The organism is Bacillus infantis (assembly GCF_020171945.1).
GTDB lineage: Bacteria > Bacillota > Bacilli > Bacillales > Cytobacillaceae > Bacillus_AB > Bacillus_AB infantis_A.
In genome coordinates, this window is record NZ_JAIVAP010000005.1 from 58,947 (window position 1) to 79,754 (window position 20,808).

21 protein-coding genes are annotated in these 20,808 nt (G+C 47.0%); 18 read left to right on the top strand and 3 right to left on the bottom strand.

The genetic code is table 11. From position 1 onward, the window contains the following. The 13 genes from LCM00_RS09985 (at nucleotide 1) to LCM00_RS10045 (ending at nucleotide 12,851) form a co-directional block, all read left to right on the top strand. A complete protein-coding gene (locus LCM00_RS09985; protein ID WP_224900959.1) occupies nucleotides 1–1,191 on the top strand; it encodes a CCA tRNA nucleotidyltransferase in 1,191 nt (396 codons plus the stop codon). Further along, nucleotides 1,176–2,159 carry a biotin--[acetyl-CoA-carboxylase] ligase gene (locus tag LCM00_RS09990; protein WP_224900962.1) on the top strand — a complete coding sequence of 328 codons (984 nt, stop codon included), beginning with the start codon at nucleotides 1,176–1,178 and terminating at the stop codon, nucleotides 2,157–2,159. The genes LCM00_RS09985 and LCM00_RS09990 overlap by 16 nt, the downstream gene beginning before the upstream one ends. A 285-nt stretch (nucleotides 2,160–2,444) precedes the next feature. Continuing rightward, complete coding sequence (gene panB, locus LCM00_RS09995; RefSeq protein WP_224900965.1) at nucleotides 2,445–3,281, top strand: 3-methyl-2-oxobutanoate hydroxymethyltransferase; 837 nt, start codon at nucleotides 2,445–2,447, stop codon at nucleotides 3,279–3,281. After that, a complete protein-coding gene (gene panC, locus LCM00_RS10000; RefSeq protein WP_224900969.1) occupies nucleotides 3,278–4,126 on the top strand; it encodes a pantoate--beta-alanine ligase in 849 nt (282 codons plus the stop codon). Before panB ends, panC begins: the two co-directional genes overlap by 4 nt. A gap of 21 nt (nucleotides 4,127–4,147) precedes the next feature. Then, a complete protein-coding gene (gene panD, locus LCM00_RS10005; RefSeq protein ID WP_224901002.1) occupies nucleotides 4,148–4,531 on the top strand; it encodes an aspartate 1-decarboxylase in 384 nt (127 codons plus the stop codon). A gap of 210 nt (nucleotides 4,532–4,741) precedes the next feature. Continuing rightward, a complete protein-coding gene (gene dinG, locus LCM00_RS10010) occupies nucleotides 4,742–7,546 on the top strand; it encodes an ATP-dependent DNA helicase DinG (RefSeq protein ID WP_224901004.1) in 2,805 nt (934 codons plus the stop codon). A gap of 76 nt (nucleotides 7,547–7,622) precedes the next feature. Next, complete coding sequence (locus LCM00_RS10015; protein WP_224901007.1) at nucleotides 7,623–8,471, top strand: ComEC/Rec2 family competence protein; 849 nt, start codon at nucleotides 7,623–7,625, stop codon at nucleotides 8,469–8,471. A gap of 243 nt (nucleotides 8,472–8,714) precedes the next feature. Then, nucleotides 8,715–8,885 carry a YpmA family protein gene (locus LCM00_RS10020; RefSeq protein ID WP_224901011.1) on the top strand — a complete coding sequence of 57 codons (171 nt, stop codon included), beginning with the start codon at nucleotides 8,715–8,717 and terminating at the stop codon, nucleotides 8,883–8,885. 14 nt (nucleotides 8,886–8,899) lie between these two features. After that, complete coding sequence (locus LCM00_RS10025; protein ID WP_224901014.1) at nucleotides 8,900–9,373, top strand: cell wall elongation regulator TseB-like domain-containing protein; 474 nt, start codon at nucleotides 8,900–8,902, stop codon at nucleotides 9,371–9,373. Between the two features lie 31 nt (nucleotides 9,374–9,404). Then, nucleotides 9,405–10,589 (top strand): pyridoxal phosphate-dependent aminotransferase, encoded by a 1,185-nt coding sequence (locus tag LCM00_RS10030; RefSeq protein WP_224901501.1) that lies wholly within the window; start codon nucleotides 9,405–9,407, stop codon nucleotides 10,587–10,589. A 239-nt stretch (nucleotides 10,590–10,828) separates the two neighbouring features. Continuing rightward, nucleotides 10,829–11,533 (top strand): DnaD domain-containing protein, encoded by a 705-nt coding sequence (locus LCM00_RS10035; protein WP_224901018.1) that lies wholly within the window; start codon nucleotides 10,829–10,831, stop codon nucleotides 11,531–11,533. 140 nt (nucleotides 11,534–11,673) lie between these two features. Further along, on the top strand, nucleotides 11,674–12,321 hold the full coding sequence (gene nth, locus LCM00_RS10040; protein WP_224901021.1) for an endonuclease III: 648 nt from the start codon (nucleotides 11,674–11,676) through the stop codon (nucleotides 12,319–12,321). After that, entirely contained in the window at nucleotides 12,321–12,851 is a 531-nt protein-coding gene (locus LCM00_RS10045; RefSeq protein ID WP_224901024.1) for a YpoC family protein, read from the top strand. Before nth ends, LCM00_RS10045 begins: the two co-directional genes overlap by 1 nt. 42 nt (nucleotides 12,852–12,893) lie before the next feature. Here LCM00_RS10045 and LCM00_RS10050 read toward each other — a convergent pair whose 3' ends face one another. Then, complete coding sequence (locus LCM00_RS10050) at nucleotides 12,894–15,674, bottom strand: penicillin-binding protein 1A (RefSeq protein WP_224901028.1); 2,781 nt, start codon at nucleotides 15,672–15,674, stop codon at nucleotides 12,894–12,896. 34 nt (nucleotides 15,675–15,708) lie between these two features. Then, nucleotides 15,709–16,320 (bottom strand): Holliday junction resolvase RecU, encoded by a 612-nt coding sequence (gene recU / locus LCM00_RS10055; protein WP_224901031.1) that lies wholly within the window; start codon nucleotides 16,318–16,320, stop codon nucleotides 15,709–15,711. Between the two features lie 138 nt (nucleotides 16,321–16,458). Here recU and LCM00_RS10060 point away from each other — a divergent pair, with 138 nt between their 5' ends. From LCM00_RS10060 to LCM00_RS10070, 3 genes are all read left to right on the top strand, one after another. Next, nucleotides 16,459–17,445: a DUF2515 domain-containing protein gene (locus LCM00_RS10060; RefSeq protein ID WP_224901035.1), complete on the top strand. Its 987-nt coding sequence runs from the start codon at nucleotides 16,459–16,461 to the stop codon at nucleotides 17,443–17,445. Nucleotides 17,446–18,043: 598 nt separating this feature from the next. Next, entirely contained in the window at nucleotides 18,044–18,307 is a 264-nt protein-coding gene (locus LCM00_RS10065) for a hypothetical protein (protein WP_224901040.1), read from the top strand. 94 nt (nucleotides 18,308–18,401) lie between these two features. Next, a complete protein-coding gene (locus LCM00_RS10070; RefSeq protein ID WP_224901043.1) occupies nucleotides 18,402–18,770 on the top strand; it encodes a YppE family protein in 369 nt (122 codons plus the stop codon). An 82-nt stretch (nucleotides 18,771–18,852) separates the two neighbouring features. Here the strand turns inward: LCM00_RS10070 and LCM00_RS10075 are convergent, their stop codons facing one another. Further along, complete coding sequence (locus LCM00_RS10075; RefSeq protein ID WP_224901046.1) at nucleotides 18,853–19,059, bottom strand: YppF family protein; 207 nt, start codon at nucleotides 19,057–19,059, stop codon at nucleotides 18,853–18,855. A 190-nt stretch (nucleotides 19,060–19,249) separates the two neighbouring features. Between LCM00_RS10075 and LCM00_RS10080 the strand changes: the two genes are divergently transcribed. Together LCM00_RS10080 and LCM00_RS10085 are read left to right on the top strand one after the other, a co-directional pair. Then, complete coding sequence (locus LCM00_RS10080; protein ID WP_224901048.1) at nucleotides 19,250–19,792, top strand: YppG family protein; 543 nt, start codon at nucleotides 19,250–19,252, stop codon at nucleotides 19,790–19,792. A gap of 152 nt (nucleotides 19,793–19,944) precedes the next feature. Continuing rightward, nucleotides 19,945–20,808: an ABC transporter permease subunit gene (locus tag LCM00_RS10085; RefSeq protein ID WP_224901050.1), complete on the top strand. Its 864-nt coding sequence runs from the start codon at nucleotides 19,945–19,947 to the stop codon at nucleotides 20,806–20,808.

A 20,808-nucleotide genomic window follows, 5' to 3' on the forward strand; every position in this document is an offset into this window, starting at 1 on the left:
ATGAATCCGGTATTTTTAAAGGCGTCACCTGTATTGGAAAGGATCGAAGCTGCCGGTTATGAAGCCTATTTTGTAGGTGGATCTGTCAGGGATTATCTGCTCGGAAAGGATATTTCTGACGTGGACATAGCGACTTCGGCCACCCCGATGGAAATCAAAGGCATTTTCCCCAGAACAGCGGATGTCGGTATTGAGCATGGGACGGTCGTAGTGCTTTACGCAGGGGAAAGCTATGAAGTCACCACTTTCCGGTCTGAGTCGGAGTATGAAGATTTCCGCAGGCCGTCTAAAGTGGACTTTATCCGTTCCCTGGATGAGGATCTTAAACGCAGGGACTTCAGAATGAACAGCATGGCAATGGCAAAGGACGGCCGCATCATTGATCCTTTCGGGGGCCAGGAGGATATCCGCCGCAAAAGGATTGCTACCGTTGGGAATCCGCTGGAGCGATTTTATGAAGATGCTTTAAGGATGATGAGAGCCGTGCGTTTTGCCAGCCAGCTTTCTTTCCAAATAGATGGAGAGACTTATGAGGCGCTGAATTCTGGAGCTTATCTTCTTGAGAAGATTGCGGTTGAAAGAAAGCTTTCAGAATTTGAGAAGCTGCTTGCGGGCGAAAACAGCTTTATGGCGCTTAATATCATGGCAGAAACAGGCCTCTCACAGCATCTCCCGGGACTGGCAGGGAAAAAGCAGGAGTTGATATCATTTGCCGGGAAGCTGGGCAGCGGGCTTGTATCCGAAGAAAGATGGACTCTGCTGTCAGCTGCTCTAGGCCATGATTACAGGACCGCAGAAGCCTTTTTGAGAAGCTGGAAAATGCCTGTAAAAAAGATCAGGCATATATGCAAGATACTTTATTGGCTTCAGTACCGCTCAGAGCAGAGCTGGACACTTGAATCGGTTTATGAGGCGGGGGCAGAGGCTGCCCGGAATGCAGAGAAGGTTCTGGCGGCGGCGGGGGATGACAGCGCCGATGAGGAAGTTCCTGCCCGTTTATATGCTTCACTTCCGATACGGAGTACAAAGGAGCTGGATGTTACCGGGAATGATTTGATCCAATGGTTCCAACAGCCAGGCGGGCCCTGGGTGAAGGAATTGCTGGGCAAGGTTGAAAAGAGCATTATTTCCGGACGTCTGGCAAATAAAAAAGAGGAAATAAGGGGGTGGCTGGAGTGCAATCAGAGCTGAGGAAAAAATTGCTTGCCGCCTTTACGGAGAGCAAGGGGGAATATTTGTCCGGCCAGTATCTGGCAGACCTGATCGGCTGCTCCAGGACAGCTGTCTGGAAGCATATCGAAGAGTTGAGGCGCGAAGGGTTTGAGCTTGAAGCGGTGCGGAGGAAAGGCTACCGGATTGTGAAGACAACAGAGAAGGTGACTGCCGATGAAATCCGCCTTGGTATGAAAACCAGCTTGCTCGGTACAGAAATCCATTATGAGGAAAGCGTAGATTCGACGCAGAAAATTGCGCACAGGCTCGCGTACGATGACGCACCTGAAGGTACGATCGTAGTGGCGGAAGAACAGCTTAACGGCAGGGGGAGGATGGACAGGAAATGGCATTCCCCGAAATATACAGGAATTTGGATGAGCGTCATCCTCCGGCCGGAGATCCCGCTTCCGCGCGCACCGCAGCTGACTCTCCTTGCAGCGGTTGCCGTCGTCCAGTCCATTGAAGAATGCACGGCCCTTTCCCCGCAGATCAAATGGCCGAATGATATTCTCATTGGCGGCAAGAAGGTTACAGGTATCCTGACAGAATTGCAGGCGGAAGCAGACCGTATATTCTCAATCATTATCGGGATCGGCATCAACGTGAACCAGCAGCTTGAGGATTATCCGGAGGAGCTGAGGGGCACAGCGACTTCCCTGGCGATAGAAAAGGGCGGGAATCTTTCGAGGGCAGAGCTGATCAGGGTTGTCCTGCAGAAATTGGAGAATTTGTACAAGCTTTATATGGAAAAAGGCTTTTATCCGATCCGGCTTCTTTGGGAAAGCTATGCTGTCAGCATTGGAAAGCAGATTACAGCAAGGACGATATCAGGCAGCATCAGCGGGAAGGCTTTAGGGATCACTGAGGAAGGAGTTCTTAGAATTGAAGATGAAGCTGGGGAAATCCACCATGTCTACTCTGCTGATATTGAACTGGACTCATGATTTTATTAGCTAACTTTTTTCGTTTTTGATATAATTCAAATGGGCAGTATCATAATGAACTGCACCTTTTTATCATTTTATATTGAATAGTTTCTGCCTAGATCCAGCATATGGACCGGGACAGAGGGATGAAACGAATAATGAAGCCAAGACGCGACAGGATCCTTCTGCTTTTTTTTGAGGGATCCTTTTTTATATGCCGGCTTTTTGTTCACTTGTTTTGTCTCCTCTGAGTCTTGAGGCGGGTCTTCTTCAGGCCCGTACTTGCGAATGGGAGGAAGAAGGATGAAGCAAACAACGGATTTTTCTAAGATGAAGGAAAAGAACGAAAAAATCGCGATGCTGACTGCCTATGATTATCCGGCAGCCAGGCAGGCGGAAAAAGCCGGAATGGATATGATCCTTGTCGGAGATTCGCTTGGTATGACGGTATTGGGATATGAATCGACCATCCCGGTGACGATGGAAGATATGATACACCATGGAAAAGCGGTAAAAAGAGGGGCGGCCAATACTTTCATTGTCATTGATATGCCCTTCATGAGCTACCATCTCCCTGAACGTGATACCCTGCTCAATGCAGCCAGGCTGATCCAGGAAACAGGCGCGATGGCAGTGAAGCTTGAAGGCGGGGAAGAAGTGGCTGACAAGATAAGAAGCATAACGAAAGCAGGCATCCCTGTATGCGCCCATCTTGGCCTCACTCCCCAGTCAGTGGGTGTTCTTGGCGGGTATAAAGTCCAGGGTAAAGATGCTGAAGCAGCCAGAAAGCTGATTTGCGAAGCTAAAAGATGTGAAGAGGCGGGCGCATTTGCGCTTGTGCTTGAATGTGTGCCAAAACAGCTTGCTGAAGATATCTCCTCAATCCTGAGGATTCCTGTCATCGGGATCGGGGCTGGAGCGGGGACGGATGGACAGGTCCTTGTCTATCATGATGTGCTGTCGTACGGGACAGAAAGGATAGCGAAGTTCGTCAAGCGGTATGCAAACATGGATGAAGAAGCAGAAAAGGGCTTAAAAGCCTATATCACTGAAGTGAAGGCCGGATTATTCCCAGGCGGGGAGCACAGCTATACGATGAAAGAGGAAGAGCTGGCAGGACTTTATGGAGGAAAATCATGAAAATCATTACATCACCAGTAGAAATGCAGCAGCTCATGCTGGATGAAAAAAAGGCAGGGCGTACAATAGGGTTTGTGCCTACAATGGGATATCTGCATGAAGGGCATCTTTCCCTGCTGAAGCGGGCGAGAAAAGAAAATGATGTGATGGTTCTGAGCATCTTTGTGAATCCGCTTCAATTTGGCCCAACAGAGGATCTGGACTCTTACCCAAGGGACTTTGAGCGGGATTCCCATCTGGCAGAAGCCGAAGGGGCCGATTACCTTTTCTGCCCAGGCCCGGAAGACATGTATCCTGAAGGCAATCCCTCCGTCTCAGTAGCCGTAAACCGAAAGACCGATGTATTGTGCGGCAAATCCCGACCCGGCCATTTTGATGGAGTAGCGACTGTTGTCTCTAAATTATTTCATATCGTTTCCCCGGATAACGCTTATTTCGGGAAGAAAGATGCACAGCAGCTGGCAGTGATAGAGAGCCTTGCACGTGATCTGAATTTTCCTGTCAGGATAATAGGCGGGGAAACGGTAAGGGAGCCGGACGGCCTTGCCAAAAGCTCGCGGAATGTAAAGCTTCTCCCGGAAGAGCGGAAGGAAGCACCGGTTTTATACAAGAGCCTGTCAGAAGCAGCCCGATCGATTGCGGAAGGAACGAAGGATGCACAGCAGCTTAAAGCGTCCATCCGCAGCAGGATAACGGAAGAGAGCTCCGGGATCATCGATTATGCTGAGATTCTTTCTTATCCGGAGTTAAAAGAGATAGATAGAGCAGAAGGCACAATCATCATTGCTCTCGCCGTGAAATTCAAACATGCACGCCTGATAGATAATATAATCATTGCAGTCTAACAACTGATCGGAGGAAAAGACATGTTCCGCACCATGATGAATGGAAAGATCCACCGTGCAAAGGTGACAGAAGCTAATCTCAATTATGTGGGCAGCATTACAATCGATAAAGACCTGCTGGATGCGGCAGGAATGGCTGATAATGAGAAAGTCCAAATCGTCAATAACAATAACGGGGCAAGATTTGAAACATATATCATCCCCGGAGAACGGGGAAGCGGCGTAGTCTGCCTGAACGGGGCGGCAGCAAGGCTTGTCCAGGTCGGCGATACAGTCATCATTATTTCTTATGCCCTTGTCCCTGAGGAAAAAGTAAATTCCCATAAACCAAAGGTAGTCATTATGGGAGAAGGCAATACCATCTCAGAGCTGCTCCATGCTGAGCCTGCATCAACCATTCTCTGAGCATGATCATCTATAAGGTTTATGGGCTGCATTGCATAAATGGCGATGCAGCCTTTTTAACATCGGTCCGATTTTCTGTCCTCCGCCATTGATTCTTGAATAAACCCGGCATGGAAGGGAAGAAAAATAACGACGGGCAAGGCTGTTTACCTTTTTTATTTTCCGCTTTTGTGATACCGTTTGAATGACTGAATGTTTGAGGTGTAACCGATGAGTAATAAATATGTAGTAGTTGATTTGGAAACTACAGGAAACAGCGCCAAAAAGGGCGATAAAATCATTCAATTCGCTGCGGTTGTCATGGAAGGCGGAAAGATCATTGATCAATACTCCAGCCTGCTCAATCCGGGGAAGGAGATTCCGGCCTTCATCGAGGAGCTGACCGGGCTCAATGACAGCATGGTCTATGATGCTCCTGTATTTGCAGAAATAGCTCCTAAAGTGATGGAGCTATTGGAGGATGCCTATTTTGTGGCGCACAATGTTCTGTTCGACCTGTCCTTTCTGCAGGAAGAGCTTCTGGATGCAGGCTTCCCGGGCTTTTATGGACCGGTCATCGATACGGTTGAGCTGGCACGGACGGTGCTGCCCTGCTCTGACAGCTATAAATTGTCAGACCTGTCTGCAAAAGAAGGGATTGTGCATGACAGGCCTCACCAGGCGGACAGCGATGCCTATGCCACTGCAAAACTGCTCCACATCTTCCTGGAACGGCTTAAGGAATTGCCCCGGACGACGATCAAACAGCTTCTGAAGCTTTCAGGAGGTCTGAAAAGCGACCTTGATCAAATTTTGGAAGATATCCTCCTTGAAAAGGAAGGGACAGTGGAGAGACTCCCTGAAGGGATTGAAATACATAACGGAATCGCCATAAAGGCAGGCGGGGTCCTGGAAGCAGCATCAAGCCGCCAGCCGGCTCCTGATTATCCCGCTGGAAGCCTGGAAAAAGAAGATATGCTAAAAAAGGCATTTCCGGATTATGAACTGCGCCCCGGCCAGCTTGCCATGATGGATGCCGTCTATCAATCCTTTTTAAATAACGAGCATACCCTGATTGAAGCAGGCACCGGTACAGGGAAAACGCTTGGCTATCTGCTTCCTGCCTCCATTTTTGCAAGGCAGGAGGGAGCCAGGGTGCTGATCAGCACTTATACTGTACAGCTTCAGGAACAGCTGCTTTCGAAGGACCTGCCGCTGCTTGAAAAAATTCTGGGCTTCCCGGCCAGTGCTGTGCTATTAAAAGGCAGGAAGCATTATTTAAGCCTTGCCCGGTTTGAGCAGTCATTGAATGAAGCGGATGATAATTATGATACTACACTTACAAAAATGCAGATACTGGTCTGGCTGACTGAAACAGCTACAGGCGATGTGGATGAACTGAATCTTTCCAGCGGCGGTGCTGTTTTCTGGAGTAAGATACAAAATGGGGACAGCATGTTCATCAGTGAATCAGGCTGGAAATCAAGGGATTTTTATCATAGAGCAAGGAAGAGCGCAGAAAATGCTGACCTGATCATCACCAATCATGCTATGCTTTTGAGCAGTCTTTCAGGTGAAACCCAGATTTTCCCTTCATATGATTATGCAGTCATTGATGAAGGGCATCAGTTCAGCAAGGCGGCCGGAAAGCATTTTGGCTTTTATATTGATTATTTATCTCTCCGTCTCCTGTTTGGAAAAATCGGGCTTTATGAACAAAAACAGCTCCTCTATAAGCTCGAACGGCTGCTTGAAGGCAGGGTCGCTATGGATGGTGCTGCTCATCCTTTTGAGCTCAACAGGCTGGTTGCTGATCTTCAGTATGAGATGGATGAGTTTTTCAAGCTGGTGGGTATTTATGGAAAGAGGAAATTGAAAGCAAGGAAGTATGCATCCAGCAAAATAAGCTTCAGGCTCACAGACATAAGCCCGCGGGATCTTAAAGCTGTGGAGGCGTCAGCAGAGCGCTTTTCTTTTCTGGTCCTGGACCTTATCACAGCGCTGGAAGAAAGGCTTCAGCTGCTGCTGCCTTCAGCCGGTGAACTGGCACCTGGTGATCAGGCGCTGCTGGAGGAGGCCTCAGCCTGCATCGGAGAGCTGAGGGATGTCCGTGAGAGCATCAGGAAAACCATATTTGCCGAACATACAGCTTGTGCTGTCTGGATCGAGCTGGATGGCAGAGCGATGCAGAATGCGACAACTGTCTATTCTCAGCCGATTACTGTCTCAGGAAATCTGAGGGACGGCTTTTTCAACCAGAAGAAAAGTGCTGTTATTACATCAGCCACCCTTTCTGTCGGCCAGTCATTCGATTATATTATGGATGAACTTGGCCTTGACCGGTTCAGCTGCCAGACGGAACAGATAGAGTCCCCATTCGACTATGCTTCACAAGTCAGGCTGGCCATACCATCGGATTTGCCTGAAATCAATACCGTTTCTCAGGAAGAATATGTTTCTGCAATCACAGAGCATATCATCTCACTGGCTGAAGCGGCAAAGGGAAGAATGCTGATTCTGTTCACCTCCCATGATATGCTCCGCAAAACCTATGAGCTAGTCAAAGAAAGCGGCTTTCTCGAAGAATATGTTCTTATAGCCCAGGGAATTACGTCTGGAAGCAGGACAAGGCTTACAAGGAACTTTCAGCGGTTTGACAAAAGTATTCTTTTTGGGACAAGCAGCTTCTGGGAAGGTGTGGACATTCCGGGTGAAGATCTTTCCTGCCTTGTGATGGTCAGGCTGCCATTCTCTCCTCCTGATGAGCCTTTGGGAGAAGCAAGGAAGGAAGCGATTCAGAGCAGGGGCGGCCGGCCTTTCTCCGAGCATGCACTCCCCGAAGCGGTCCTTCGCTTCAAGCAGGGAGTCGGGAGGCTTATCAGAACAAGGAATGACCGCGGGATTATCGTGGTATTTGACCGGAGAATCGTTACAGCGTCATATGGCAGGGCATTCCTTGATTCCATCCCAAGCATACCAGTTAAGGTAAGCCCGCTGGATGCTATTGTTGATCTTGTGGAAGATTGGCTGCAATAAGGTAAAATATACCGGGATACAAGGATAAAATCTTTCGGATGACACACTCTAAAGGATAGCATTGGAGGAATTCGAGATGAATATGCTATTCGCCTTTCTTATGTTGTTTACTAACTGGTATTATGTCCCGGTTGAATCTCCATCCCTGCCGGCAGAAGTAAAAAGCATTGATTTAAAGCTTAAACGCAATGAGCTGGCAATCACGTTTTTTTCGCTGCAGGAAGGGGAATCTGCCTTAATCCAGCATCCGGATGGAGAGAATATCCTTATTAATACAGGCGGTGAAGGCTCTGGGGAAGAGCTTTCAAAGCTTCTTGGACTTTATAATGTGGAACAAATATCGACTATTATCATGACAGAAGAAGATGCAAATTCAATGATGAATGCCGGAAGCATCATAAAGGAATTCGGTGTTAAGCAGCTCGTTGCCGGCCAGGGGCTGGCCCGGAAACGGATGGAAGAGCTTGAAGAGTTTGAAGAGGTGAATATCCATATATGGAGTGCCGGCACAAGGCAGCAGCTTTTCCATAATTTGAAGGCAGAGGTCCTGTTCGAAAATGAAAACCCAAAAGAAGGGATGGACCTTGAGCTTACATTTATGAAGCATAAGGTGCTGCTGCTTAATTCCAGCAGCCTTGATGCAGAGAAGGCCCTTCTCAAAAAAAGTCTTTCGGATGTTAATATAGTGAAGATGCCAGGCTTCGGGCAGGGCAATTCGGTTTCAGGGCAGCTGATCAAGCATCTTGACCCTCAGATAGCCGTCATCTTCCAATCCAGGAAAGTGAAGCCCGATGAAGATCTTTTCAAGATGCTGCATGAAGCATGGATCGATGTGTATTATACAGGGGTCCATGGGACGGTCACAATAAAGTTCACTGACTTGAATTATGAGGTTATCACGATTTCCCCGGGTGAAGCGCGGTAGGCTGTATAGCATAAAGGAAAGGCGCGCACCCGGCACGAGACAAAAAAGCTGCGCATGATTGCGCAGCTGAAAGACGTTGTGGACTAGAAGAAAATTTTTGGTGAATCTTGCATCTTTGGTTAACGGATGATAACATCACCTGTTATAATATTGGCAAAGACCTGTTATAAGGATAGTATTAGCTGTCCGGGCTGTATTATCAGCTGCAATATTTGTCAAAGGTCCGGAGAGAGGAGCAGAACAATGGAAAGCAAAATAGAAGTGCTGTCGACTGTAAAAATCAGCAACAGCCCCGATTTGTATAAAATCGTCGATTCCTTAAATAGGACATTAAAGGAGAAGGATTTAATGTTCGGCCTGGCACTTGACCAGGAAGATCAAAATAAAGCGGTATTCACCATTTATCGTACATAAAGCAGAGTGATAATATGAAAAAATGGATCATCATCAGCATCATTGCGGCCGCCATTCTGATCGGGATAGCCGCTAAAGTTTATATTGCTTCAACTGAGCCGGTTAAAGCTGCTTCAGAAAAAGCGTTTGAGAGGGCAAAAGAAGAGACAGCACTCGAGAAAATGGACAGCTTTACCCTTTATCACGGACAGGAGACCTTTTACGTCCTGCAGGGAAAGGATAAAAAAGGAACAGAGCTCATCGTCTGGGTTCCTGAGAAAAAAGGGAAGCCGGTTGTCAAGAATGCAAAAGACGGCATATCTAAACAAGAGGCCATTGAAATAGTTCAAAGGGAAAAGCAGCCAAAAGAGATCATTTCTGCGAAGCTGGGGATGGAAAAGGGCTTTCCTCTCTGGGAAGTGTATTATCGCTCTAATGGCGGCCTGATCAATTATTATTATATTCATTTTGAAACTGGGGAAATGCTCAAGCGGATTGAAAATTTATGATGAGGATGAAATGGAGGCGCAAGCTATGAAAATAAAGCTAGCAGGCAGGGTGGAGGCGCTCACGCCTTCTTCGACGCTGGCGATAACAGCTAAGGCAAAAGAACTGAAAGCCCAGGACCATGATGTAATTGGGCTGGGGGCAGGAGAACCGGACTTCAACACGCCGCAGCATATCATAGATGCTGCTTTGGCTTCAATGAATGAGGGGCATACGAAATATACTCCATCCGCAGGTCTTCCCGCGCTGAGAGCCGAAATAGCTGCAAAGCTAAAAAAAGACCAGGGGCTCGACTATAAAATCAATGAAACCTTTGTCGGAAGCGGAGCAAAGCATGTGCTATACACCCTTTTCCAGGTGCTTCTTGATGAAGGAGATGAAGTCATCATCCCCACCCCATACTGGGTGAGCTATCCTGAGCAGGTGAAACTGGCAGGAGGCGTCCCTGTATACGCGGAAGGCTCTGAGGAGAATGGTTTTAAAATCACTCCACAGCAGCTGAAGGATGCGGCTACAGAGAAAACAAAAGCAGTCATCATCAACTCTCCGAGCAACCCGACCGGAATGCTTTATACGGAGGAAGAGCTGAAGGCGCTTGGGAAAGTGTGCCTTGAGAAAGGCATTCTGATCGTATCGGATGAAATATACGAGAAACTTGTATATGGCAATAACCGCCATGTGTCCATTGCGCAGCTGTCGCCTGAATTAAAAGAGCAGACCATCATCGTGAATGGTGTTTCTAAATCGCATTCAATGACAGGCTGGAGAATCGGCTATGCAGCGGGCGGCAGCAGGATCATCAAGGCAATGACCGATCTGGCGAGCCACAGCACTTCAAATCCGACCACTGCTTCCCAGTACGGAGCCATTGCCGCTTATGCCGGGTCACAGGATCCTGTAGAGGAGATGAGGCAGGCATTTGAAGGCAGGCTGGAAGAGATCTACGGAAAGCTTGTGTCTATACCGGGATTCACCTGCATTAAGCCGCAGGGCGCATTTTATTTATTCCCTAATGCCAGACGTGCAGCCGAAATGACTGGATACAGAGATGTAGATGCATTCGCCGAAGCGCTTCTTGAGGAAGCACTGGTAGCGGTCATTCCCGGATCTGGATTCGGGGCTCCGGACAATATCCGCCTTTCCTATGCAACTTCGCTTGAATCCTTGGAAGAGGCTGTAGAACGTATCTGCAGGTTTGTGGCAGAAAAGACCCAGTGATATAAATAACATTTTATGGCATAACTGCTGCGCACATGTTTTCGCGCCTCAGTAATTGCCAGTTTTCATTTCCGCTTACAGCATTAAAAGGAAAATAAAAGGATCCGCTTATGCGGATTTTTTTATTCATATGCACTCAGGCCATGCGCTGTTTTCAGACCTAATTTCTGCCAGCGTTGCCTGTTATTCTCCTTACTGGCCCTGAATGTTCATGATATACTCTAAAGGAGGTGTCCAGGATGAAAGACAATATGATCAAGTGGCTTCAGGAAGGGAGCCTGTCCATACCAGGTGCCCTCTTGGCCCGCTACCATAAACTGAATATAACTGAACAGGAACTCGTCCTGCTTTTGCATATATCTTCCTTTATAGAAAAAGGCAGAGACTTTCCTACCCCAAATGAAATTTCGTCCAGAATGACGATTTCTGATACAGCTTGCACAGATATGATCCGGAAACTGATCCAGAAGGGATTTATAGAAATACTCGACGGCTTTTCGGATGATGGAATACGCTTTGAAAAGTATTCGCTTGATCCCCTTTGGGAAAGGGTGGTTGACCAGTTTCTCATCGATGATAAACAAAAGGATATTAAATCCCATCAGCAGGAAGAGATGGATCTGTATACATGCTTCGAAAAAGAATTCGGCAGGCCGCTTTCGCCTTTTGAATGTGAAACGCTGGCAATGTGGATGGATGATGACCACCATGACCCTGTCATCATTAAAGCGGCATTGCGGGAGGCAGTTATATCCGGAAAGCTGAATTTCCGCTATATCGACCGTATTTTATTTGAGTGGAAGAAAAATGGGATTAAGACAATCGAACAGGCGAAGAGCTTTGGACGCAAATTCCGTCAAAACCAGCCGCAGTCAAGGCAAAAAACGGATGAACGTCCTGTTCAGCAAAAATCAATCCCTTTTTACAACTGGCTTGAGCAATAAAGTTTATGGCGGGAGACTTCTCCCGCCCTTTTTATATGATATTCCTGCTTCTCCGGTGCCTGAAGAGGGTTTGGAAGGACAGGATATAGAGAAAAGGTTAAGATAATAGAAACCTATTTAAATACAGAGTGGTGATACAAATGCTGAATAAAACACAAATCAGGCATTGCCTGGATGTTATGGGCGAAATGTTCCCCGATGCCCATTGCGAGCTTAATCATGAAAATCCTTTTGAACTTGTTATCGCGGTTGCCCTTTCTGCTCAATGTACAGATGCGCTGGTCAACAAGGTTACCAAAAACCTGTTTCAAAAATATAAAACGCCTGAGGATTATTTAGCTGTTTCCCTTGAGGAGCTGCAGAACGACATCAGGTCGATTGGCCTGTTCCGGAACAAGGCAAAGAACATTCATAAGCTCTGCAGGCTGCTGATCGACGAGTATAATGGCATTGTCCCGCATGACAGGGATGAACTGACAAAGCTGCCGGGGGTCGGAAGAAAAACGGCAAATGTCGTCGTTTCTGTGGCCTACAATGTGCCTGCAATCGCAGTAGATACCCATGTGGAAAGAGTCAGCAAACGGCTCGGGTTCTGCAGATGGAAGGATTCTGTTCTCGAAGTAGAGAAAGCATTGATGAAAAAGGTGCCTGAGGACGAATGGTCAGTTACACATCATCGGATGATTTTTTTCGGCCGATATCACTGTAAGGCACAAAACCCGCAGTGTGAAATCTGCCCGCTTCTGGACCTTTGCAGAGAAGGCCGGAAAAGGATGAAGAGGAAATAATGGGGGAGAGCGAAAAAATCATGCTGCGGCTGCCTCCTGAAGTATCCCATCCCTTTCTGATGGGAGAGGAGGAAGTATGGGAGCCTGCTTGGGCAGCAGAGTTTCAGGCAGATGCTATCTTCATCTATGAGGTTGCTTTTTATCATGGAATTGAAGCACTCAAGCCATGGGAGAAGGGTGAAGAGTTCTTTCCGGCCAGGATTGAACAGTGGCAGGAGGTAAAGATCTCCATCGCAGCTTTGCATGAGAAACGGAAGAGGACGGGATTAGCGGAATTGATGAGGCATGCTATAGGCCTTTTCCTTCAGATGCTGTTCTGGGCCAACGGAAAGCCGGCCAGGCTGGATATCCCTGGTGAGTTTGATAAATTGAGTGTAAAGCCTGCTAATCTAAATGAACGGCTGGAATTTGTTTTGTCCAGGCCGACCCTTTATCATTCGTTCATCCAATTATGTGAGCTGCAGGCTGAATTAGAAAAGCAGCGCCAAAAGAAAGCAAGCATAGAAAAAGCGTTTAAGCACAAAGCTTAAACGCTTTTTACATTTATGATTACTAATGAAAGATGAGTCGGACTAATTGCTGCCGTCAGACCCGGAGCCGCTGCCTGATCCAGTTCCGCTCCCCGAACCGGATCCAGAGCCAGAGCCAGATCCAGATCCAGATCCAGAACCTCCAGACCCGGTTCCTGTCCCGGATCCTCCAGAGCCGGACCCAGAGCCAGTTCCGCCGCCCGAGCCGGTCTGTCCTCCGTTCTGGCCGGTTTGCCCTGAGTCTCCGCCGGAGCCGGATTCACCACCGGAGCCGGTCTCGCCTTCAGAACCGCTGCCATCGTCCTCTCCGTCATCTTCTTCATTTCCTCCATTGCCATTGCCGTTGCCGTTGCCGTTGCCAGGATTCTGATTGTTTTCCTCATTTTCATCATCATTCTGGTTAGCATCGTCATCCTGGCTTCCATCTTCACCATCTTCAGATTCTTCCTGTCCATCATCCTCAGGAGCCCCTGGTATGGTGACAGAAACAGAAGCAGGATCGCTTCGCATATCATTTCTAAACGCCGTTACGCTGAAAGTATATGTGCTTCCAGGGGAAGGAGCAGTGAACCTTAAGCCTTTTTCACTTGTTACCGTAGGCTGCTGGCCGCTGCCGTCAACCGAAGCATTCACCTCGAATTGTACACCTTCTTCTGAACCATACTCCCAGCCAACCACGATTTCATTGGCTTCAGGATCATATACTGCAGATAAGCCTTGCGGCGCATCAAGCTTGTCGTATTTCTTTGAAACCTGTGTAGGCGCTTCTCCTTTAACTGCATATTCAGTAAGGATCTGGTCGCTTGGCGTATAGGCACTTGCGAGCTTTGAAGTGCCTTTTTCAATTTTAACGACTTCTACGCTTTTCGGCATTTTGAAGTCAGGTGTGTCTTTGCCTTCGGATACATGGGCAATTAAATTTTTAAAGAGATTCTGGGCTATCTTCTGGTCTCTTCCGTTTGAAGGAAGATAATTCTTCCTATCCTTATAGCCAGTCCATACTGCCGCTGTATAATTCGTTGTATAGCCGGCAAACCAGGCATCAGGTACTGCGCCGTCAGGAACATTATACTTGGATATTTCATCATTGCTATAATTGGTTGTTCCTGTCTTTCCTGCGACCGGCAGGCCTTGCACGTTAGCCTGCTGGCCGGTGCCATAGGAATCCTTTACAACGCTCTTGAGCATATCTGTGATCATAAAGGCTGTATAGTCCTTCATGACTACCTTTGATTCCGGAGCCAGATCGAGCTTTGTGCCATCTCTAAGCTCTACGCTTTTGACTGTATGGGGAGTATTGTAAATGCCGTTGTTTCCAAAAGCACTGTAGGCTCCGGCCATCTGCATGGAGGAAACCCCTTTTCCAAGCCCTCCTATGGCATATGATTCGAATATTTCGTCCAATGGTATGCCGAGATCGACAGCAAAGTCCTTAGCCCGGTCAAGTCCTACTTCCTGAAGAGCCATGACCGCAGGGACATTCCGTGAACGGGCGAGTGCTTCTCTCATGCTCATAGGACCCATATGCCGGCCGTCCCAGTTGTTGAATTCGGTGCCGTCGGAATACGTGTAAGGTTTATCATCCAGGGTATAGTAGGTGCCCCATTTTAAGTATTCAATGGCAGGGCCATAGTCGAGCACAGGTTTGATGGTCGAACCTGGCTGGCGCTTCTGGTCAGTGGCATAGTTGAAGCCAAATTCTACTTCAGGATTGCGGTTTCCGCCAAGGGCGCGGATTTCTCCGGTCTTTGTATCCAGGAGCGTGATGCCCGCCTGGAATTCCTCGTTCGGGAATTCAACAATTTCATTGCCGTTGAGCATTGTCTCAACATATTCCTGTGCATTTTTGTCCAGTGTTGTATAAATTTTCAATCCGTCTGTAAAGACATTAATCGTTCCATACTTATCATTTATTTCAGCAATGGCCTGCCCGATGAAAGAATCATAAGGAATGTCTCCATTGATTTTCCGATTCTCTTCGGCAACCAGGGAAGATGTGACCGGAACCTTCTTGGCCGCTTCCATTTGTTCTTTTGTGATGTATCCATGCTTATTCATTAGCGTCAAAACAATGTTCCGCCTTTTTTCCGCCTTGTCGGGGTGGTTGAATGGATTGTAATTGTTCGGGCTTTGCGGCAGTCCTGCAAGCAGTGCCGCTTCATGGAGCTCAAGGTCCTTCAGCGGCTTGCCGAAATACGTTTCCGATGCAGTCGCGAAACCGTAGGAGTACTGCGACATATTCACTTTGTTCATATAAAGCTCTAAAATCTCATGCTTCGTATATTTGCGTTCCAGCTGGATGGCAAGCCATGCTTCCTGCGCTTTACGGGACAGCTTTTTGTCAAACTCGAGGAAATAGTTTTTGGCAACCTGCTGGGTGATGGTGCTCGCTCCTTCTGCACCGAAGCCTTCTGTGATGTTGGCAAGGACTGCACCGCCGAGGCGGATCGGATCTATGCCATGATGTTTATAAAAGCGGGAGTCTTCTGTTGCAATGACTGCTTCCTCTACAATCTTAGGTATGTCCTCATACTCGACATAATCCCTGTTTTCGGAACCAATGGTCGCAATCTGCTCCCCGTTCATATCATAAATTTCAGATGCGATAGCGGATTTCAACTTCTCTTCATCAAGCTTTGGCGTATCTTTGACCATGTATGCGAATGCACCGGCCCCGATGATGATCCCGGCAAGACCGAGTGCGATCAGCACCAGAAATATCTTTTTAAAGATACCGCCTTTTTTCTTTTTGGGAGTTTTCTTTTTAGTGCCGGCAGACTGCTGCTTCCGGCGTTCCTCCCTTGAGTTGTAGTTTTCTGCCATATATATATTCATCCTTTCTTACATCTGCATAAAATCATGTAAGATTATAAAGATAATCTATTACTTTAATATAGTCAATCCTGGGCTGGAAGCCAAGCTGGATCCTATGGCCATTTTCTTCTATTTCCGTTTTCGCAATAGATTTGCGCCCGCCATTCTCCATCCTCTCCCAAAATGGGAAAAGGGAGCCGGCTTCCAAAAGGAAGATTTCCTCGCTCTCTGAGAAACGGAGCAGTACAAAGCAAATCCCCCCCTGGTCAACTACCCTGCGCATATGGGATATCTGGTGGGCATGGAAATTTTTAAGGGGAAAAGATGTGCTATTCTTTGTTTCCTTCGCTTCAAAATCAATATATCTTCCTTTATAAAGGCCGTTATAATCTGTTGTTGAGGCTTGCTTGAAATAAGCCTCCTTGATAACTGCAGCACTTCTTTTTGGATAGTCCACATTTACAATCTGGACTGGAGTGGGCTTTTTATGGATTACAGCCAGCCCTCTTTCCAGGTAAAAAGCATTCGTTTCATTTATATCATCCTCTAGTGTCATCCCCCTGTTGGAATATGTCCATTTTTTCTCCTTTTTTACAGGCGCAGCAGCCGTCTTTTGCGGCAAATACTTTCGTCCGTTTGGATAGTGGAAACTCAATTGCATTCACCTGCCCGTTTTTCTTTGCCGGCATGCCGGCAATCGCTCATTACTCATCATACCAAAAGTGCCGGCTGGAATGTTGAATAAAAAGCACCAAAAAGTGAACGATAAAAGCAGTGAGCAAGGAGGTTTGCTTTGAAAAAGACTGCCAATTTCACACTTGACAGCTCCGAACGGGTGCTCGCCGAAGAAATCCGTTCGATTGCGGATCATTATAACAAAGATAATATCAGCCGGACTGATGCCTATTTTGACTATTATCAATCCCACCAGGACATCCAATGGGCTTTCCTGGCGAGTATGGTTTCCAGAAATGCAGGCTGGAATATGTGCGATCTGGAAGAGGATTCATTGTCCTGCCTCCTTGGACCGGAAATCAGGGAGCGGCTTTTCCTTACATATGAGCGTGCCAATTGGCTCATTTTCTCAGATGCCTTTCCACAGCTGCTTCTCTATGAATATTCGACGAAAAAAAACTCGCCAATGTTTCACCTTCTGCCATTCTTTCATGTTTCTTCATTTATGGAAGCAGAATGGAACCGCTACTGGCGGGAGGGGGACCGGGAAAGACTGATGACAGCCCTCATTATAAACGAACAAAATCTGATCCAGCGCCCTGTGATTGAACATCCGGTTTATAAAAGGAGGGTGTTCCATTCACTGTTTTTTTCCATCCAGGACTGGATGCATTTCAGCTCGGTCCTGTTTCCAACCTGCAGCGGCCGGCTTTATGGCGCAAGTGTAAAGAAATTCAGAAAAACAGACGAAAGGATCATGCTCGGAAAACGGCTTGCAAGGATTCTGTTCTCACCGGTTCTTTTCCCGGAGTTCCTGAAGTTCGCAGGAAAAGTGCCCCACACGGGGTCGAGGGCGGATTATGAACAATTCCTTAATGGCGGAACAGGGCGTGTTATGCAAACCTTAAAAGATACTTACCCCATTATCAGCCATCACATACATGAAAGCCATGATTGGTCTAAGGATAGAAGGGCCAACCCGGATTGGTTTGCAGAAGAAGTAGAGATCAAGGAGCCTGTCTTGATGACAGAGTGGTTCCTGCATAAGCAAAGGCAGCTGGAAAGGGCAGCGGCAATAAAGAAATTTATCTGTTTTAAAAGCTAGACCCAGCGTCAGTTTTTGACAAGAGGGATGGGGAGGGGCAGCTGCCGACTGAGGGTTTCAGGCAGCTGAGCTGGAAACAGTTCAAGCACCTTGGCCACTATATCAGCAAAAGTGAAAACAGCGGCTCTGGACCACAAGCCCGGAAACACTATTCTCATAGACTCTATCTTATTGGAGAAAGTTTCCCTGATCTCCGGAACCTTGGTTTTATTAGGCCCAATTCAGAAACTGTACAGCCGGCAGTATAAAAAAAGCAAGGGATCCCCCTTGCTTTCATCAGGTGGAAGGTCTGTCCGGGCCTTCCAGCTTTTTGCTGCCATATCCAGCTTTCGTTTCTTCCTGTTTTTTCGGCTGAACCTTATTTTGTTTTTCCTTGTTTGCCATCTTTCAACACCTCCATCATCTAGTGTGTTCAATCACTATTATTTCATCCATCCAAGATGTCGAAACGATCTTCCTTGATTGAAAAATATAACTTTCTTTGACGAATCGCTTCTAGTTTTGTCAAGGGTGAAGGGAAGTGAAGAGAGAAGGCGAATACAGTGAATAGCAATAAGCCGCACACTCGGGCAGGCATATGCAAAAGGGAGGTTATATCATGAAACACACTTCACAGAAAGAAGAATTGCTCCATATGCTGAATGAGATATATGACCAGCTGGAAGAATTGGATGCAGCACTTGAGACAAGCCTTTCAAAATTCAGGGGACAAATGTCAGAAGAACATCAGCAAAAGATGATATATTGTGAATCAAGGCTGTCTAAAGCTGAAAAGGGGTTTCAGGAGATCGGGAGAAAGGACGGCAGGGACCTAAAGATGACAGGCGGTAATGACAGCATTAAGCTTGAATTGGGCTATTAGGTTGTCTAAAATATAGAGAATAATCCTTTAGTAGCTGGATCACCACGCTACTTTTATTTTTTTGGACAAAAATATCCAACTGGAGATGAAATATATGGAAGAGGCAAAACGATTAGACCTGCTGACAAGAGAGCTGCTGGAATGTACGGAGGAAGCGGCAGTTCATTACCGCCAGGCGCGGGAGAGGGGGACAAAGCCTGATTTCTATGCGGAAGTGAAGCCTTTTGCAGATCGCAGCAAACACCTGCTGGATGAATGGTCCTCTCAGGCTGCCGGCTGGATCGCCGAGAACAGGCCCAAGAACCTGCATGAAAATCAGATCAGTTCGGCAGCGGAGCATATAGAGCTGATTACGGTCCAATGCTTTTTCCCGGAAACAAGCCGGACGCGTTTCATTAATTACTATAACTCCGCCAAATATGTCCTCAATGTGCTCCTTGGCCATTTAGGCGAAAAAAAATGAAGCCTGCAGGACAATTGTCCGCAGGCTAAGTTTTACTTGGATAAAAGTTTTGCGTCCCGCGTCCCGCTTTACAATCCGGGGATCAATTCTGCAGGTTTGCTGCTGCGGTGAAGGAACAGTCAGCTTCAGCTCCCTGTGCTTCAAGCTCACGAATAAGGTTGCGGTATTCATTAATGGTGATTTCATTGTGGATATAGGCTTTTTTGGCGAAATCCAATAATTCATTGACGCTCTCGGGGCTATAATCTTTCAGCTGCAAAAATTTGACTCTCAGTTCGTGAATGTTCATTAATGTTCCTCCTCCGCCTTTTTCAATATCGTATCATGAAACAAAAAAGATTCTCCGTTTTTAAAAAATTGAAACTTCCGACAAAATTCATCATAAGCAGACAAAACCGGATAATCTTGCCTGCAATGCACAAAATGGGCAGAAGCTTCATAATTTAAAGTAGTGATCAGTATTAGGAGGATGTCTGCCCATGTTTCAGAAAAAGAGAAGATTTCCGGCACGAGTGCTGCAGCCAGGGGGCAGCGGCATAAACGGCCGGCACCTGTACTATTCTGCATTTCCGACTATGCAAGGAAGCCCCCAGGCTCAATATCAGCCCCAGTACCAGCCTTTTGCCGGCAATCAATCAGCATATTTCAATCCGTTTCAGCAGGCACATAATACTCCGCCCTATTTCCAGGGATATCAGCAGCATATGCAGCCCCCGATTCAGCCTCAAGTCCAGCAGCCTATAAGCCAGGGGCTTTTTCAGAATCCGCTGCAGCAGGAGGAAGCATACCAGCAGCCCCAAAGCCAGCAGCCGAACAATCCGTATCCTTTCATGAACCCATACCCGAAGCAGTCTTTTATGGCAAAACAGCCCTCAGGGGTCCAGTCAATCATGAATTCCTTTAAAGGCCAGGATGGATCCCTGGACTTCAATAAAATGATGAATACAGCCGGGCAGATGATGAGCGCGGTTAATCAGGTTTCATCAATGGTCAAAGGGCTGGGAGGCATATTCAAGGTATAAGAACAGCTGATGCAGGCTGTTCTTTTCTATGTGGTCTTCATCAATGCGGCCGGCGAAAATTTCGGAATTCATGGAATATTATTGACAAAATTGTGAAGGGATTGGAAAATGTAAACATTGACTGTAGGTCATATAAAAAGGGGTGGTCAATATTGCTTAGGCAATTACAGCAGCTTATCATCGTGGTACTGCTTATTCTTCTCATTGCCTCACTGCCATTGATGGTAACCGCGGATCCGGAAACACAATCGCTGAGCTTCAGTCCGGGTGCGCTGCCGCAGGTATACGGCGAATTTTTCACACAAATAGCAGATGGGGATTTAGGTACTTATCAGCAGGGGACCAGGACACGGTCCATCGGGGAGGATATCGGAAGATTCTTTATAACAAGCCTGAAAATCATGGAAGCAGGCATCCTGGCAGCGGTCGTGCTCAGCCTTGTTTTCGGTGTCTTTATCAGCAGGTTCCGGGCAGCCAGGGGTTTCAATTATATCCTTAACATTCTGGCATCAATCCCGGATTTCATCATTATTGTTGCTAGCATGATCCTTGCCGTAAAATTTTATAAAATGACGGGGATAAGGATCATTTCCCTTAGGCCGGATTCTGGTGCGCTGAACACGTGGTTTCCGACAGTGCTTGTGGCGATAGCCCCAACATTGTATCTGTTTAAGCTGGTGGCAGTGAAATACTATCAGCTGAGCGGCGAGGATTATATCAGGACCGCGGTGGCTAAAGGGATGCGGCTGGATTATATCAATCTTCAGCATGTTTTTAAAAACATCGAGCCTTTTATCCTTGCTGAAATGACAAAGGTAATTTCGCTTGGGATTGGCAATTTATTTATCGTTGAGTACATAATGAATGTTTCAGGAATCACGAAATTCATTTTCCAGGCTAATGGATTCCAGCCCATTGCGATCGGCTTGTTCGCAATGCTTTTGATGTCGCTGATCGTTTATCTTTCTATCAGATTATTATTTTATTTATTTAAGCGGGTGCTGATCCATGAATAA

Coding starts and splice junctions, on each gene's coding strand:
- panC (WP_224900969.1), top strand. CDS start 3,278: ATGAAAATCATTACATCACCAGTAGAAATGCAGCAGCTCATGCTGGAT.
- dinG (WP_224901004.1), top strand. CDS start 4,742: ATGAGTAATAAATATGTAGTAGTTGATTTGGAAACTACAGGAAACAGC.
- LCM00_RS10080 (WP_224901048.1), top strand. CDS start 19,250: ATGTTTCAGAAAAAGAGAAGATTTCCGGCACGAGTGCTGCAGCCAGGG.
- LCM00_RS10015 (WP_224901007.1), top strand. CDS start 7,623: ATGAATATGCTATTCGCCTTTCTTATGTTGTTTACTAACTGGTATTAT.
- LCM00_RS10070 (WP_224901043.1), top strand. CDS start 18,402: ATGGAAGAGGCAAAACGATTAGACCTGCTGACAAGAGAGCTGCTGGAA.
- LCM00_RS10020 (WP_224901011.1), top strand. CDS start 8,715: ATGGAAAGCAAAATAGAAGTGCTGTCGACTGTAAAAATCAGCAACAGC.
- panB (WP_224900965.1), top strand. CDS start 2,445: ATGAAGCAAACAACGGATTTTTCTAAGATGAAGGAAAAGAACGAAAAA.
- LCM00_RS10025 (WP_224901014.1), top strand. CDS start 8,900: ATGAAAAAATGGATCATCATCAGCATCATTGCGGCCGCCATTCTGATC.
- LCM00_RS10075 (WP_224901046.1), bottom strand. CDS start 19,059: ATGAACATTCACGAACTGAGAGTCAAATTTTTGCAGCTGAAAGATTAT.
- LCM00_RS10065 (WP_224901040.1), top strand. CDS start 18,044: ATGAAACACACTTCACAGAAAGAAGAATTGCTCCATATGCTGAATGAG.
- LCM00_RS10050 (WP_224901028.1), bottom strand. CDS start 15,674: ATGGCAGAAAACTACAACTCAAGGGAGGAACGCCGGAAGCAGCAGTCT.
- panD (WP_224901002.1), top strand. CDS start 4,148: ATGTTCCGCACCATGATGAATGGAAAGATCCACCGTGCAAAGGTGACA.
- nth (WP_224901021.1), top strand. CDS start 11,674: ATGCTGAATAAAACACAAATCAGGCATTGCCTGGATGTTATGGGCGAA.
- LCM00_RS10035 (WP_224901018.1), top strand. CDS start 10,829: ATGAAAGACAATATGATCAAGTGGCTTCAGGAAGGGAGCCTGTCCATA.
- LCM00_RS10045 (WP_224901024.1), top strand. CDS start 12,321: ATGGGGGAGAGCGAAAAAATCATGCTGCGGCTGCCTCCTGAAGTATCC.
- LCM00_RS09985 (WP_224900959.1), top strand. CDS start 1: ATGAATCCGGTATTTTTAAAGGCGTCACCTGTATTGGAAAGGATCGAA.